We start from the raw sequence: 14013 nt of genomic DNA on the forward strand, positions 1-14013 counted from the left end.
CTGGCGCCGAACGCGGGCCGAACGCAAGCGCGGCGCTGCCGCGCGGCAGATCGGCACTATATGGGCGCTCCAGACGCGGCGGGCAGGACGCCCGCGACATCGTGCATCGCGGACGGACGGCGTCCGCCCCGAGGAAAGCGAGACCGGATGACGGACGAGGAGCGCGCAGCCTTTCCCGAGGGGTGGGAGGCTTTCACCGATCCGGGCTTCATCGCCCATGTCGGGCCGGTCTATCACCGGACGGTGGAGGGCACGAAAGCGTTCGCCTTTCGCACCGACGAGCGGCACGGCAACCTCGTCGGCATCGTCCATGGCGGCATGCTGCTCACCTTCGCCGACCGGGCGCTCAGCATCGTCGTGCGCGACGCCTGCGACGGGGCACGCGCCGTGACCATCGAGATGTCGAGCCAGTTCGTCGGCGCGGCCCAGATCGGCGACCTGATCGAGACGGTGCCGGAGATCGTGCGGAAAACCGCGTCCCTCGTCTTCGTGCGCGGCACGCTCACGAGCGGTGGCCGGCCTCTGGCGGCGGTGACGGGAATCTGGAAGGTTTTGAAAGACAAGCCCGGCGACCCATCATGACCCAGAATCCATCGGACGATCCGGCGCTGGCCCGCCTCAGCGCCGCCCTCGGCGAGATCGGCAAGGACGCAAAGACGCGCGGCCTCCCGCCGGTGGAGCGCTGGAATCCGGAGCATTGCGGCGAAATCGACATCCGCATCGCTGCCGACGGCACGTGGTTCCACGACGGCTCGGCGATCCGTCGGCCGAAGCTGGTCAAGCTCTTCGCCTCAATCCTGCGCAAGGAGCCCGACGGCTCGACCGTGCTCGTCACCCCGGCCGAGAAAGTCCGCATCACCGTCGAGGATGCGGCGTTCACGGCCGTGGAGATGGCGGTGGAGGGCGAGGGCGAAGGCCGCCGCATCGCCTTCCGCACCAACGTGGACGACCTCGTGCCGGCCGATGCCGAGCATCGCTTGCGCTTCGAGGACGGGGCGGAGGGCCTCAAGCCCTACCTTCATGTCCGCCGCGACCTCTGGGCCCTGGTCAGCCGGCCCCTCACCTACGATCTGGTGGCGATGGGCGAGGAGCACGAGATCGACGGGCAGAAATGGTTCGGGCTCTGGGCCGGGGGCCATTTCCACCCTATCGCCCCGGCAGAGGCGGCGTGAGGCTGGCCGAAGCGGCGGCCGACTCCGGGCCTGCGGAGGATTTCGGCTCCGCGCCTGCGGAGGATTTCGGCCTCGACGCCTTCCTCGCGCGGGCGGAAACCCGTCTGAGCCATGGGCCGCCGGGGCCGGGCGTGCCGCTCTCGAACCCACGCGGCGACCACGACCTCCAGCCGGAGGGCTTCGCCATCGCGCCGGCTACGCCGCATCGGCCCGCCGCCGTGCTGGTGCCGGTCATCGACCGGCCGGACGGCATGACGCTGCTGTTCACGCGGCGGGCGGCGCACTTGCGCGACCATTCGGGGCAGGTCGCCTTCCCCGGCGGCAAGGTCGATCCGGAGGACACCACGCCGATCGACACGGCTTTGCGCGAGGCCTGGGAGGAGATCGGGCTCGAGAGCGACGCCGTGCGCCCGATCGGCTATCTCGATCCCTACCTGTCGGGCACCGGCTTCCTCGTGATGCCGGTGGTCGGCCTCGTGGCGCGCGACCCCGTGCTGCGGCCGAACCCGGCGGAGGTGGCGGCCGTGTTCGAGGTGCCGCTCGCTTTCCTCATGGACCCGGCGCGGCATCTCGTCCGCTCGGCGGAATGGAAGGGCCGGACGCGCTATTTCTACGCCATCCCGTTTGCCGAGCACCTGATTTGGGGCGTCACGGCAGGGATCGTGCACAACCTCCAAGAACGCCTTTATCCGTGAACGTCTCTATCCCTTAACGCCTCGACGCTTGACGGGCGCCCCACGGCCCCTCGCAGATTGCGCCATCCATGCTCCGCCTCGTCCTTCAGGAAATCCTCCTGTTCTCCCTGCCCTTCCTGGCCTTTGCGGGCTGGCTGCTGTTCGCCCGGCGCTCGCCGCTCGACCATGCCGAGTGGAAGCCGCACTGGACGCGGCTGATCCTGGCCGGGCTGTTCATCGTCATCGCCTCACTCGTCACAATCGGCCTGTTCGGGCAGCGCACCCATGACGGCTACGAGCTGCCGCGCTTTGAGAACGGCCGCCTGGTGCCGGGCCATTTCCGATGAGCGCCAACACGCTGCCCACACCTCTTCCCATTCCCCTTGCCCAGCCGCTGGTCGCGGACGGCCCAGCCCGTCTCCTGGCGCGGGCGGGCGTGCAAGCCTGCCTCGCGGCGCTTCGGATAGAGGGTGAGGAGACGCGCCTCGTCGGCGGCTGTGTGCGCGACGCGCTGCTGGGCACCGTCGTCGCCGATATCGACCTCGCCACGACCCTGCAGCCTGACGCCGTGATGGCCCGCGCCCGCACGGCCGGGATCAAGGCGGTGGGCACGGGAATCGAGCACGGCACGGTCACCCTCATCGTCGGCGGCAAGCCGCACGAGGTGACGACCCTGCGCGAGGACGTGGAGACCGATGGACGCCACGCGGTGGTGCGCTTCGGCCGCGACTTTGTGCGCGATGCCGAGCGGCGCGACTTCACCATCAACGCCCTCTCGCTCGATGCCGACGGGCGCCTGCACGACACGACCGGAGGTGTCGCCGACCTCGCCGCCGGCCGGGTGCGCTTCATCGGCGACGCGGCGACCCGCCTGCGCGAGGACGCCTTGCGGCTGCTGCGCTTCTTCCGCTTTCACGCCCGCTACGGCAGCGGCGCACCGGATGCGGAGGGCCTCGCCGCCGCCATCGCCGCCCGCGACAGCCTCGACCGGCTCTCGCGGGAGCGGGTGCGGGCCGAGTTCCTGAAGCTGCTGCTCGCACCCCGCGCCGTCGATGCGGTGGCGATCTTGAGCGAGACCGGCCTGCTCTCCCGCATCCTCGGCGGTGTGGGCGAACTCGGCCGGCTCGCCCGCTGCGCGGCGGCCGAGCCGCACCTCGACGCCACCGCCCGCTTCACCGCGCTCGCCGTGCGGACGAGTGAGGACGCGGACCGACTCCAGGAAAGCCTTCGCCTGTCGCGGGCCGAGCACGCGCGCCTTACCAGCTACGCCGCGGCGCTCGCGGCCCTCCACGACCGGCCGGTGATCGAGGCCGAGGCGGTGCCAGCTCTCGTCGCCATCCATGGCGCCGGACCCTTGCGTGAATTGCTCATCACCCTCGACGGCGAGCCGCGCCCGCGCGTGACGCCGGAGGCCCGCACCGTGCTCGACCGGATGGAAGCCGCCGGCACGCGCCCCGTCCTCCCCGTGACAGGCGCCGACCTCGTGGCGCGCGGCGTACCGCCGGGCCGGGCGGTCGGCGCGGGGTTGCGGGCAGCCCGGGAGCTCTGGCTCGCCAGCGGATGCCCGGAGGATACGCAGGCGCGCGAGCGATTGATCGCGCGGGCGCTGGAAGCCGCGGCCGCGCCGTAGACGGTTCTCTCGGCAGAATCCGCGAGAACCCCGCAAAAAACAAAAAAGGCGCCGGTTTCCCAGCGCCTTCCGAAATCCGAAGCTCTGACGAAAATCAGCGGTTCAGCGTGTTCTTGGCTTCCTGCATCTGAACGATCTGGGCGTTCAGCGCCTCGCGCTTGGCGAGATCCTGGGTCGCGTCGCGGACGAGTTCCACCGCCTCGATCTCCTGGTCGATCATGGCGGGGGTGACCTCCTCGATCGGCGCGGCGCGCTCGGCCAGAACCGTCACGCTCTTGGGTCCGATATCGGCAAAGCCGCCCTGGACGTAGATGCGCTTGCCGTTGCCGGTCGTCTCCGTGACGGTGATGACGCCGACCTTGAGGGTGGTCAGCACCGGGGCGTGGCCCGGCAGCACGGTCATCTCGCCCTCGGAGCCGGGAAGCTGCACGGCCTCGACTTCGCCGGAATACAGCGTCCGCTCGGGGCCGACGAAATCGAAGTGGAAGGTGGCCATCGTCAATCAGGTCCCGAGGTTGGTTGTCAGCGCCGGCTGCGGTCGGCGACGAAGCCTGCTCCGAAGCCGACGACGGCGCCGATCAGGGCGAAGAGCCCGACATGCTGGAGCTGGCCGGTGGTCAGCTCTCCGCCGCGTGCGCCCACCGCCGAGTCCTTGTCCTGGATCTCGACGCTGAGCGGGCCGAGCTTGAGCTCGGCGGCCTGCGGCCGGGTCAGGTAGCCGACGAGGCCCCCGACCACGACGCCGACGAGAAGGAGAACGACCTTGGCGTTCATGATCGTTCCCTTGCTCTGGCCTTAGGCGGCCGCGAGCTTCTTGGCCTTTTCCTGGGCGTCCTCGATCGTGCCGACCATGTAGAAGGCCGCCTCGGGCAGGTCGTCGTACTTGCCTTCGACGAGGCCCTTGAAGCCCTTGATGGTGTCTTCCAGCGGCACCTGGATGCCCGGCGAGCCGGTGAAGATCTCGGCCACCGAGAAGGGCTGCGAGAAGAAGCGCTCGATCTTGCGGGCGCGGGCCACCGTCAGCTTGTCCTCTTCCGACAGCTCGTCCATCCCGAGGATGGCGATGATGTCCTGAAGCGACTTGTAGCGCTGCAGCGTCTGCTGGACCTTACGGGCGACTTCGTAATGCTCCTCGCCGAGGATGGCGGGCGACAGCATGCGCGAGGTCGAGTCGAGCGGATCGACGGCCGGGTAGATGCCCTTTTCGGCGATCGAGCGCGACAGCGTCGTGGTCGCGTCCAAGTGGGCGAAGGAGGCGGCGGGCGCCGGGTCGGTCAGGTCGTCGGCCGGCACGTAGATCGCCTGCACCGAGGTGATCGAGCCCTTGGTCGTGGTGGTGATGCGCTCCTGCAGGGCGCCCATGTCGGTGGAGAGCGTCGGCTGATAGCCCACCGCCGAGGGGATGCGGCCGAGCAGCGCCGAGACCTCGGAGCCGGCCTGGGTGAAGCGGAAGATGTTGTCCACGAAGAACAGCACGTCCTGGCCCTGGTCGCGGAAGTCCTCGGCGATGGTCAGGCCGGTGAGCGCGACGCGCGAGCGGGCGCCGGGTGACTCGTTCATCTGGCCGTAGACCAGCGCGCACTTGGAGCCCTCGGCCGAGCCGCCGTTCTCCTTGGGGTTCTTGTTGACGTTGGACTCGATCATCTCGTGGTAGAGATCGTTGCCCTCGCGGGTGCGCTCACCGACGCCGGCGAAGACCGAGTAGCCCGAGTGAACCTTGGCGATGTTGTTGATCAGCTCCATGATCAGCACGGTCTTGCCGACGCCGGCGCCGCCGAACAGGCCGATCTTGCCGCCCTTGGCGTAGGGGGCGAGCAGGTCGACGACCTTGATGCCGGTCACCAGGATCTGCGACTCGGTCGACTGATCGGTGTAGGGCGGGGCGGGCTGGTGGATGGCGCGCAGCGTGTCCGACTGGATCGGGCCGGCCTCGTCGATCGGCTCGCCGATGACGTTCATGATGCGGCCGAGGGTGTTGTGGCCGACCGGCACCTTGATCGGCGCGCCGGTGTCGCGGACTTCCTGGCCGCGGACGAGGCCCTCGGAGGTGTCCATCGCGATGCAGCGGACGGTGTTCTCACCGAGCTGCTGGGCGACTTCGAGAACGAGGCGGCTGCCCTGGTTCCGGGTCTCGAGCGCGTTCAGGATTTCCGGCAGGTGGTCGTCGAACTGCACGTCCACGACGGGGCCGATGACCTGGGTGATCTTGCCCTTGGCGCCGGTCGTCTGCAGGGGGGAAGCGGTGTTCGCCATTGCGATGATTCCTTTATGCGGCGGTCAGAGCGCTTCCGCGCCCGAAATGATCTCGATGAGTTCCTTGGTGATCATGGCCTGACGCGTCCGGTTGTAGATCAGCGTCTGCTTCTTGATCATCTCGCCCGCGTTGCGGGTCGCCGAATCCATGGCGCTCATGCGTGCGCCCTGCTCGGAGGCGGCGTTCTCGAGCAGCGCCCGAAAGATCTGGACGGTGAGGTTCTTCGGGAGCAGCGTCTCGAGGATCGTCTCCTCGTTCGGCTCGAATTCCATCGCGGCGTCGGAGCCGACGGCGGTCGCGCCCTCGGCCTTCGGCAGTTCGGCCGGGATGAGCTTCTGCGCCGTCGGGATCTGCGAGATCACCGAACGGAACTCCGAATAGAACAGCGTCGCGACGTCGAACTCACCGGCCTCGAAGCGGGCGAGGATGTCGTCGGCAATCTCGGCGGCGAAGGGATAGTCGACCGGCTTGTTGCCACGGATGTCGCGCGAGGCGACGATCTGGTCGCGGAACTGCCGGCGCAGGACGTCGAGGCCCTTCTTGCCGACCGTCATGATCTTGACGGTCTTGCCCTCGGCCATCAGCCGGTTGGCGTGGTCGCGGGCCAGACGGGCGATCGAGGAGTTGAAGGCGCCGGCCAAGCCGCGGTCGCCGGTGCAGACGACGAGCAGGTGCACTCGGTCCTGGCCCGTGCCGGAGAGCAGGCGCGGGGCGCCGACGCCGCCGATCAAGTTGCCGGCGAGGTTGCCGAGCACCTGGGCCATTCTCTCGGCGTAGGGACGCCCGTTCTCGGCAGCATTCTGGGCGCGCCGCAGCTTTGCGGCGGCGACCATCTGCATCGCCTTGGTGATCTTCTGCGTCGCCTTCACCGAGGTGATGCGGTTCCGCAGATCCTTCAAGCTAGCCATCGGTGGGCGTCCGGGTCCGTTCGGAAGGGCCTCTCCTCACCCTACGGGGAGGAGCCGGAGGTCGGGGTGGCTCGTGCGGCGCCGGGAGCTTCGTCCGGCACCGCCCGACCCCTGCCCCCTCCCGCATGCGGGAGGGGACGTGCGTTCGTCAGGCGAACGGCGTTCTTTAAGCGAACGACTTGGCGGTGGCCTCGACCACGCTCTTGAGCGTGTTGGCGTTGGCGTCCGACAGGTCCTTGGAGTCGCGCACCGCGTTCAGCCAATCCTGGTGCTTCGAGCGCAGGGTGCCGAGGAGCTGCTCCTCGAAGGCGCGGACTTTGCCCACCGGCAGCTTGTCGAGGTAGCCGTTGACGCCGGCGTAGATCACCGCGACCTGCTCTTCCATCTTCAGCGGCGAGAATTGCGGCTGCTTCAGGAGCTCCGTGAGGCGCGCGCCGCGGTTGAGCAGACGCTGGGTCGAGACGTCGAGATCCGAACCGAACTGCGCGAAGGCCGCCATCTCGCGGTACTGCGCCAGCTCACCCTTGATCTTGCCGGCGACTTTTTTCATCGCCTTGGTCTGGGCCGAGGAGCCCACGCGCGAGACCGAGAGGCCGACATTCACCGCCGGGCGGACGCCCTGGTAGAACAGGTCGGTCTCGAGGAAGATCTGGCCGTCGGTGATCGAGATCACGTTGGTCGGGATGTAGGCCGAGACGTCGTTGGCTTGGGTCTCGATCACCGGAAGCGCGGTGAGCGATCCGTTGCCGGCGGCGTCGCCCATCTTGGCGGCGCGCTCGAGCAGGCGCGAGTGGAGGTAGAACACGTCGCCCGGGTAAGCTTCGCGGCCCGGCGGGCGGCGCAGCAGCAGCGACATCTGGCGGTAGGCGACGGCCTGCTTGGAGAGGTCGTCATACACGATCACGGCGTGCATGCCGTTGTCGCGGAAATACTCGCCCATGGCGCAGCCGGCGAACGGCGCGATGAACTGCATCGGCGCGGCGTCGGAGGCGGTGGCGGCGATGACGATGGAGTATTCCAGGGCGCCCTGGTCCTCCAGCACCTTCACGAACTGGGCGACCGTCGAGCGCTTCTGGCCGATGGCGACGTAGACGCAGTAGAGCTTGGCGTTCTCGTCCGTGCCGGCATGGGCCGACTTCTGGTTGAGAATGGTGTCGAGCGCGATGGCGGTCTTGCCGGTCTGGCGGTCGCCGATGATCAGCTCGCGCTGGCCGCGGCCGACCGGGATCAGGGCGTCGATCGCCTTGAGGCCGGTGGACATCGGCTCGTGCACCGACTTGCGCGGGATGATGCCCGGCGCCTTCACGTCGACGCGGCGACGCTCGGTCGACGGGATCGGGCCCTTGCCGTCGATCGGGTTGCCGAGGCCGTCGACCACGCGGCCGAGCAGACCCTTGCCGACCGGCACGTCCACGATGGAGCCGGTCCGCTTGACGGTCTGGCCTTCCTTGATCTCACGGTCGGAGCCGAAGATCACGACGCCGACATTGTCCTGCTCGAGGTTGAGGGCCATGCCGCGCACGCCCGACTCGAACTCGACCATCTCACCGGCCTGGACGTTGTCGAGGCCGTAGACGCGGGCGATGCCGTCGCCGACCGCGAGCACCTGCCCTACTTCCGTGACCTCGGCCTCCTGGCCGAAATTCTTGATCTGCTCTTTCAGGATCGCGGAGATCTCGGCGGCGCGGATGTCCATCGTCGGGCCTCTTTAAAGGTCTGGGGCTGTCTGTTCGGCTGTCGGGAGGTTCGCGAGGGTCTTCGTGAGACCGCTCAGCGGGCTTCCCGCATGGCGAGGCGGATGCTGTTGAGCTTGGTCCGGAGCGAGGCGTCGACCATGCGCGAGCCCATCTTGACGACGATGCCGCCGATCAGGCTCGGGTCGATGTGGAGATCGAGGTCGATCTCGCTCTTGGCGACGTCGCGCAGCGAGGCCTTGATGTCCTCGATCACCGCGTCGGACGGCTTCTCGGCGACGCGGACCTCGGCGCGGATGATGCCCTTGGACTCACGCACCTTCTCGCGATAGGCGCGGATCATGCCCGGCAGGGCGAAGAGGCGGCGGTTGGCGGCCGAGAGCTTGATGAAGTTGGCGGCCAGACCCGAGATGCCCGCCCGATCGAGCAGGGCGCCGATGGCCGCCGTCTGCTCCGAGGCCGAGTAGGCCGGGCTTTTCACGAGGCGGCGCAGGTCATCGCTCTCGCGATAGAGCGCGTCGAACGCATCGAGGTTCTTCGCGACGTCATCGACCTGACCCTGATCGTGAGCCAGTTCGTACAAGGCCAACGCGTAGCGGCCCGCCACACCGGCCAACAGGGGACCCTCGGAACCGTTCTGCGCCACCCGTCGCTCTCTCTTGTCCTTGCCCGCCGGCCCCTCATGCTCGAACTCGCCTTGCGGCGACGGCGTGAGACCCGTGGGGATTGGAATTGCACCGGGCTCGGAAGGCCTTGATCGGTCTCCCCGCGGCGCGGCTGTCGCCTAGCATGCGTTCCGAGGGGGCGCAAGGCAACGTTAGGGCGATGATGGAGCGCTTTCGCGGCATGGCGAACCGCCGCGCAGGATCACGACGGACCCTACGCGGCGTTCGTCGAGCCCCGTGCGAGCCCCGTCAGATCCAGCCCTGCAATTCCCGGCGCACCACGTTCTCGATCACCCGCATGCCGAGATCGGAATCGTTGAGGCAGGGAATGAAGGCGTATTTCTCGCCGCCATTCTCCTCGAAATAGTGGCGGTTCTCGCCGTCGAGTTCCTCCAGCGTCTCCAGGCAGTCGGCGGTAAAGCCCGGCGCCACGATCGCCATGCGCTTCACGCCGGACTTGGCCAGCGCCTGCACGGTCTCGTCGGTATAGGGCTTGAGCCATTCCTCGTTGCCGAAGCGCGACTGGAAGGTCACCCGCATCTGCTCGGGCGTGTAGCCCATCGCCTCGCGGATCAGCCGGCCGGTCTTGAGGCACTGGCAATGGTAGGGGTCGCCCTTGAGCAGGTAGCTCTTGGGCACGCCGTGGAACGAGGTGAGGATCACCTCCGGCTCGAAATCGAGCTTGGCCAGCCCCTCGCGGATCGATTGGGCCATGGCTTCGATGTAGACCGGATCGTCGTGGTAGGGCGGGGAGACCCGCACGGTCGGCTGCCAGCGCATCTGCATCAGGGCCTTGAAGGCTTGATCGCAGGCGGTGGCCGAGGTCGCCGCCGCGTATTGTGGATAGAGCGGCACCAGCAGGATGCGGTCGCAGCCCTGGTCGAGCAGCGCCTGGATGCGCAGGCTCACCTCCGGCTTGCCGTAGCGCATCGCCCAATCGACCACGACGGAATCGCCCATCGCCGCCTGGAGCTTCTCGCACTGGCCGCGGGTGATCGTCTTGAGCGGGCCCTCGTCGCGCTCGTTGTTCCAGATGCTGGCGTAGTCCCGGCCCTTCGGCCCCGGCCGCTTGGTCAGGATGATGAGATTGAGCAGGGGCCACCAGATCAGCCGCGGCACCTCGATCACCCGGCGGTCGGACAGGAACTCCTTGAGATAGCGGCGCATCGGCCAGTAGCTCGTGCCCTCGGGAGTGCCGAGATTCATCAGCAGCACGCCGACGCGGCCGGTCCGCACCGCCGGGTGGTCGGGCGGCAGGGCGGTGGGCGCGACCGGCACGGGATCGCGCAGGAGGGTTTGAGGTTCGACGCGTTCGTTCATCGGATTTCCGGTCACGGGCTTCCCGCCTCCCTCAATGCGGCAAGCGATCCGGTTGTGCGGACCGGCCGTTCGATCTAGAGCAGGCGGCTTTTCAAGGCCAAGGCTCACCCGAGAGAGAACACTCTTGCGGGGAGTCCGGCCCGAATCTCGGCAAACCCTTTGCCCGAAATCGCTCCGGAGGCCAGCGCGACATGCCGTCCCCCCGCTACTTCCTGAAGCACTTCGTGCCGTTCACCGGCTACCCCTACGAGGGGGCGCCGGCCGCGTGCAACCTGTGCGGATGTCGCGACGCCGTCACCGTGGCCGAGACCGACCGGCGGCTCAAGACCCTGCGCTCGATCGCCTGCCTGCAATGCGGGCTGATCCGCACCGATCCGATGCCGACGCCGGACGAGCTGGCCGAATATTATTCGACCGCCTACCGCGCCGATTATCAGCTCGCCTTCGCGGGCGGGCCGCCGCGCCACCACCTCAACCGCTCGGCCCGCGAGGCGACGTTCCGCGCCGACCTGCTGGCGCCGAAGCTGAAGCCCGGCGCGCAGTTGCTCGATTTCGGCTCAGGCTCCGGCGAGTTCCTGGCGGAGGCCAAACGGCGCGGCTGCGAGGTGATCGGCGTCGAGCCCGGCCGCGACTACGCGACCTTCGCCCGGACGCATCACGGCGTCGAAGTGCTCGACGAGGCCGAGGATCCGAACCGCTTCCCCACCGGCCATTTCGACGTGATCTCGACGCACCATGTGCTGGAGCATCTGCGCAACCCGGCCGAGACGATGGAGCGGCTCGCCCGCTGGCTGAAGCCCGACGGCATCCTCTACGCCGCGGTGCCGAACATGGCCGCCACCGGCAAGCCGCCGCACGAGCGTTTCCACTTCGCCCATGTCCACGGCTACGTGCGCGAGACCTTCGATCTCCTGGCCCGCCGTGCCGGCCTCGTGCCGCATACCGAGTATTGGCGCGAGGACACCACGGTGGTCTACCGCAAGACCGATGCGCCCGCCGTGTCGCTGAAGAATCCCGGCCTCGCCGACCGGCTCGCCGTTGATCTGAAGCCGATGTCGGCGGGGCTCTACTTCGCCTCGGGCGCCTGGATCTGGCCGGCGCTGCGGCGCAACGCCAAGGCAGTGCGGGACGGGATGAGCAAGGACGGGCTCACCAAGCGCTGAGCTGGTGATGCGCCCGAGCCGCCGCGAGACCGTCGTCGGGCTCGGTGCCGGTCTCCTTGCAGCCGGGACCGGCGCGGCGCTCGCCGGCACGCCGACCTTCACCCTGCTCCTCGTCAACGACATCTACGCGATGGACGAGGTGGAGGGGCGCGGCGGCTTTGCCCGGCTCAATGCGGTGGTGAAGACCGAGCGCGCCCGCGGCGTGCCGCTGCTCTATGCCCATGCCGGCGACAGCTTCTCGCCCTCGCTGATGTCGGGCTTCGACCGGGGCGCACATATCGTCGAACTGCTGAATCTGGCGCCCCCCGACGTGTTCGTGCCGGGCAACCACGAATTCGATTTCGGCCCCGAAATGTTCGCCCAGCGACGGAGGGAGGCCCGCTTCCCCTTCCTCGCCGCCAACCTGCGCGGGGCCGATGGCCAAAGACTTCCCGGCGTTGAGGATGCGCGGCTGATCGAACTCAGCGGCATCCGCCTCGGCCTCGTCGGCATCGCCCTGCAGGCGACGCCGGAAAAATCGCAATCCGGCAACCTGCGCTTCGGCCCCGAGATCGAGACCCTGGCGCGCGAGGCGGATGCCCTGCGCAAGGCCGGCGCGCAGATGATCGTCGGGATCGCCCACACCGCGCGGGTGACCGACGACGCGATCGTGCGGGCGCGCCTCGTCGATATCCTGCTCTCGGGCCACGACCACGACCTCGTCGTGCGCGACGACGGGCAAACGGTGATGGTCGAATCGAGCCACGACGCCCACTACGTCACCGCGATCGATGTCTTCGTCACGGCGAGCGGCGACGGGCCGGTGCGCTGGCGCGCCGGCTTCCGCATCCACGACACCGCCGAGGTGACGCCCGATCCGGACACGCTCGCCGTGGTGCGCCGGCTCGGGGGCGAGCTGTCGCGGGAGCTCGACGTGGTGATCGGCACGACGCAAGGCGCGCTCGACAGTCGGATCGCCTCGGTGCGGGTGCGGGAGGCGAGCTTCGGCGATCTCGTCGCCGACGCGGTGCGGGTGGGCACCGGCGCCGAGATCGGCCTGATGAACGGCGGCGGCATCCGCGGCGACCGGCTCTACCCGGCGGGCACCGCGCTGACCCGGCGCGACATCCTCAGCGAACTGCCCTTCGGCAACACCACCGTGCTGGTGGCGATCGACGGCGCGACCCTGCGCGAGGCCCTGGAGAACGGGTTTCGCGACCTCGGCCGCCCCTCGGGCCGGTTCCTGCAACTCTCCGGAATGGTGGTGACGCTCGATCCGAACGCCGCGCCCGGCCGGCGCGTCGTCTCCGCGGCGATCACTGGCGCCCCCCTGGACGACGCCCGCATCTACCGCGTGGCGGCCAACGACTTCATGCTGCGCGGCGGCAACGATTACGGGATGCTGGCCAAGGGCCGCGTCCTGATCGGCGGCACCGACGGGCGGCTGCTCGCCAACGAGGTGATGGCCTATATCCGCGCCCGCGCGCCGCTGCCGCCGGAGACCGGCGGGCGGATCCGGGTGCTTTGAACCCGATCGCTCGGCCCTGCCCGCCCGTTCGTCGTCGTCGTGAGGGGCGAGCCGAACCGATCGAGGACCGCGATCCGTCCGGAACGGTCGCGCCGCTGGATGGCTTCGGCTGAAAGCCTCTCAAGAACGATAAGCGGGAGTTTCCATGGCCGATCTCTTCTCTGCAAACGGGATGTCGGATGGCGGCGGGACCGGACCCGTCGAGGCCGCGCTCGCCGCGTTTCGCGCCAGCGGCTCCCCCTGGCTCGACCTGCCCTTCTTCCGGGAAGGCGCGGCGGATCGGGTCGCGAAAAAGGTCGATGCGCGTGTCGCGGCCGGGGCGACCGTGCTGCCGGAGCCCGCGGCGATCTTCCGGGCGCTGACCCTGACACCCTTACCTGCGGTGAAGGCGGTGATCCTCGGCCAGGACCCCTACCCGACGCCGGGCGACGCCAACGGATTGGCCTTCTCCTATGTCGGCCCGCGCCGCCTGCCGGCCTCGCTCAAGGTGATCCTGGCCGAATTGGCGCCCGAGGGGGAAAAGCCCGACCTCTCCACCGGCGATCTCACGCTCTGGGCGGAGCGCGGCGTGCTGCTTCTGAACGCGGCGCTCACGACGGAGGCCGGCAAGTCCGGTGCGCATCTGCGGTTCGGCTGGTCGCAACTCACCGACGAGGCGGTCGACGCCGTCTCCGCCCGCGACGAGCCGGCGGTGTTCCTGCTCTGGGGCGCCCAGGCCCGCGCCCGCGAGGCGCTGATCGACACCGGCCGCCACGGCGTCGTCGCCTCGGGTCACCCCTCCCCGCTCAACCGCGCCCGCGACTTTCCGGGCTCGCGGCCGTTCGACCGGGCGAATGCGTGGCTCGAAGCACATGGCCGCGCGCCGATCGATTGGCGGCTTGGTGAGGGTTAAAGCCAAGTCCTTTCAACGGAGCGGGGCCTGTTTGCGAGCCTTCGCAAGCCTCGTGAAGATGTTCTGTCCGGGGTCCCGGCCGGGGACACCCTATGACGGCCGAACAGACGAACCACGAAATGGCTCCGGCCCCG

Annotated in this window: 15 protein-coding genes; 8 read left to right on the top strand and 7 right to left on the bottom strand. The window is 68.9% G+C overall.

Going from position 1 to position 14013, the window contains the following annotated elements; translation table 11 throughout:
* Window positions 1–147 precede the first annotated feature (147 nt).
* The 5 genes from ASF53_RS22505 to ASF53_RS22525 all read left to right on the top strand — a co-directional run bounded on the left by ASF53_RS22505 (window position 148) and on the right by ASF53_RS22525 (window position 3476).
* Window positions 148–582 carry a PaaI family thioesterase gene (locus ASF53_RS22505; protein ID WP_056204165.1) on the top strand — a complete coding sequence of 145 codons (435 nt, stop codon included), beginning with the start codon at window positions 148–150 and terminating at the stop codon, window positions 580–582.
* Window positions 579–1172: a DUF1285 domain-containing protein gene (locus ASF53_RS22510; protein ID WP_056204168.1), complete on the top strand. Its 594-nt coding sequence runs from the start codon at window positions 579–581 to the stop codon at window positions 1170–1172. Before ASF53_RS22505 ends, ASF53_RS22510 begins: the two co-directional genes overlap by 4 nt.
* Window positions 1169–1867 (top strand): CoA pyrophosphatase, encoded by a 699-nt coding sequence (locus ASF53_RS22515; protein WP_056204171.1) that lies wholly within the window; start codon window positions 1169–1171, stop codon window positions 1865–1867. The genes ASF53_RS22510 and ASF53_RS22515 overlap by 4 nt, the downstream gene beginning before the upstream one ends.
* 68 nt (window positions 1868–1935) lie before the next feature.
* Entirely contained in the window at window positions 1936–2193 is a 258-nt protein-coding gene (locus ASF53_RS22520; protein ID WP_056204175.1) for a DUF6111 family protein, read from the top strand.
* Window positions 2190–3476 carry a CCA tRNA nucleotidyltransferase gene (locus ASF53_RS22525; RefSeq protein ID WP_056204178.1) on the top strand — a complete coding sequence of 429 codons (1287 nt, stop codon included), beginning with the start codon at window positions 2190–2192 and terminating at the stop codon, window positions 3474–3476. The genes ASF53_RS22520 and ASF53_RS22525 overlap by 4 nt, the downstream gene beginning before the upstream one ends.
* A 94-nt stretch (window positions 3477–3570) precedes the next feature.
* Here ASF53_RS22525 and ASF53_RS22530 read toward each other — a convergent pair whose 3' ends face one another.
* The 7 genes from ASF53_RS22530 to hemH all read right to left on the bottom strand — a co-directional run bounded on the left by ASF53_RS22530 (window position 3571) and on the right by hemH (window position 10317).
* Entirely contained in the window at window positions 3571–3972 is a 402-nt protein-coding gene (locus ASF53_RS22530; RefSeq protein WP_056204181.1) for a F0F1 ATP synthase subunit epsilon, read from the bottom strand.
* Window positions 3973–3998: 26 nt separating this feature from the next.
* Window positions 3999–4250, bottom strand: coding sequence for a hypothetical protein (locus ASF53_RS22535; RefSeq protein WP_056204184.1), 252 nt, complete (start codon window positions 4248–4250; stop codon window positions 3999–4001).
* Between the two features lie 21 nt (window positions 4251–4271).
* Window positions 4272–5729, bottom strand: coding sequence for a F0F1 ATP synthase subunit beta (gene atpD, locus ASF53_RS22540; RefSeq protein WP_003597665.1), 1458 nt, complete (start codon window positions 5727–5729; stop codon window positions 4272–4274).
* 24 nt (window positions 5730–5753) lie between these two features.
* Window positions 5754–6638 (bottom strand): F0F1 ATP synthase subunit gamma, encoded by an 885-nt coding sequence (locus tag ASF53_RS22545; protein ID WP_056204186.1) that lies wholly within the window; start codon window positions 6636–6638, stop codon window positions 5754–5756.
* A gap of 166 nt (window positions 6639–6804) precedes the next feature.
* Window positions 6805–8334 (bottom strand): F0F1 ATP synthase subunit alpha, encoded by a 1530-nt coding sequence (gene atpA / locus ASF53_RS22550; protein ID WP_056204190.1) that lies wholly within the window; start codon window positions 8332–8334, stop codon window positions 6805–6807.
* A gap of 74 nt (window positions 8335–8408) precedes the next feature.
* Window positions 8409–8978: a F0F1 ATP synthase subunit delta gene (locus ASF53_RS22555; protein ID WP_056204193.1), complete on the bottom strand. Its 570-nt coding sequence runs from the start codon at window positions 8976–8978 to the stop codon at window positions 8409–8411.
* Window positions 8979–9246: 268 nt separating this feature from the next.
* Entirely contained in the window at window positions 9247–10317 is a 1071-nt protein-coding gene (hemH, locus tag ASF53_RS22560) for a ferrochelatase (RefSeq protein WP_056204196.1), read from the bottom strand.
* A 191-nt stretch (window positions 10318–10508) separates the two neighbouring features.
* On the opposite strand from hemH, the gene ASF53_RS22565 reads away from it, so the two are divergent.
* The 3 genes from ASF53_RS22565 to ASF53_RS22575 all read left to right on the top strand — a co-directional run bounded on the left by ASF53_RS22565 (window position 10509) and on the right by ASF53_RS22575 (window position 13879).
* Window positions 10509–11480 (top strand): class I SAM-dependent methyltransferase, encoded by a 972-nt coding sequence (locus tag ASF53_RS22565; protein ID WP_056204199.1) that lies wholly within the window; start codon window positions 10509–10511, stop codon window positions 11478–11480.
* A 7-nt stretch (window positions 11481–11487) separates the two neighbouring features.
* On the top strand, window positions 11488–12987 hold the full coding sequence (locus ASF53_RS22570; protein ID WP_056204201.1) for a bifunctional metallophosphatase/5'-nucleotidase: 1500 nt from the start codon (window positions 11488–11490) through the stop codon (window positions 12985–12987).
* Between the two features lie 145 nt (window positions 12988–13132).
* The gene (locus tag ASF53_RS22575) at window positions 13133–13879 is read left to right on the top strand and encodes a uracil-DNA glycosylase (protein ID WP_502690597.1); all 747 of its coding nucleotides are present in this window, start codon (window positions 13133–13135) and stop codon (window positions 13877–13879) included.
* The last annotated feature ends 134 nt before the right edge of the window (window positions 13880–14013 follow it).

This window comes from Methylobacterium sp. Leaf123, assembly GCF_001423405.1.
Taxonomy (GTDB): Bacteria; Pseudomonadota; Alphaproteobacteria; order Rhizobiales; family Beijerinckiaceae; genus Methylobacterium.

Coding starts and splice junctions, on each gene's coding strand:
- ASF53_RS22505 (WP_056204165.1), top strand. CDS start 148: ATGACGGACGAGGAGCGCGCAGCCTTTCCCGAGGGGTGGGAGGCTTTC.
- ASF53_RS22510 (WP_056204168.1), top strand. CDS start 579: ATGACCCAGAATCCATCGGACGATCCGGCGCTGGCCCGCCTCAGCGCC.
- ASF53_RS22520 (WP_056204175.1), top strand. CDS start 1,936: ATGCTCCGCCTCGTCCTTCAGGAAATCCTCCTGTTCTCCCTGCCCTTC.
- ASF53_RS22525 (WP_056204178.1), top strand. CDS start 2,190: ATGAGCGCCAACACGCTGCCCACACCTCTTCCCATTCCCCTTGCCCAG.
- ASF53_RS22530 (WP_056204181.1), bottom strand. CDS start 3,972: ATGGCCACCTTCCACTTCGATTTCGTCGGCCCCGAGCGGACGCTGTAT.
- ASF53_RS22535 (WP_056204184.1), bottom strand. CDS start 4,250: ATGAACGCCAAGGTCGTTCTCCTTCTCGTCGGCGTCGTGGTCGGGGGC.
- atpD (WP_003597665.1), bottom strand. CDS start 5,729: ATGGCGAACACCGCTTCCCCCCTGCAGACGACCGGCGCCAAGGGCAAG.
- ASF53_RS22545 (WP_056204186.1), bottom strand. CDS start 6,638: ATGGCTAGCTTGAAGGATCTGCGGAACCGCATCACCTCGGTGAAGGCG.
- atpA (WP_056204190.1), bottom strand. CDS start 8,334: ATGGACATCCGCGCCGCCGAGATCTCCGCGATCCTGAAAGAGCAGATC.
- hemH (WP_056204196.1), bottom strand. CDS start 10,317: ATGAACGAACGCGTCGAACCTCAAACCCTCCTGCGCGATCCCGTGCCG.
- ASF53_RS22565 (WP_056204199.1), top strand. CDS start 10,509: ATGCCGTCCCCCCGCTACTTCCTGAAGCACTTCGTGCCGTTCACCGGC.
- ASF53_RS22570 (WP_056204201.1), top strand. CDS start 11,488: ATGCGCCCGAGCCGCCGCGAGACCGTCGTCGGGCTCGGTGCCGGTCTC.
- ASF53_RS22575 (WP_502690597.1), top strand. CDS start 13,133: ATGGCCGATCTCTTCTCTGCAAACGGGATGTCGGATGGCGGCGGGACC.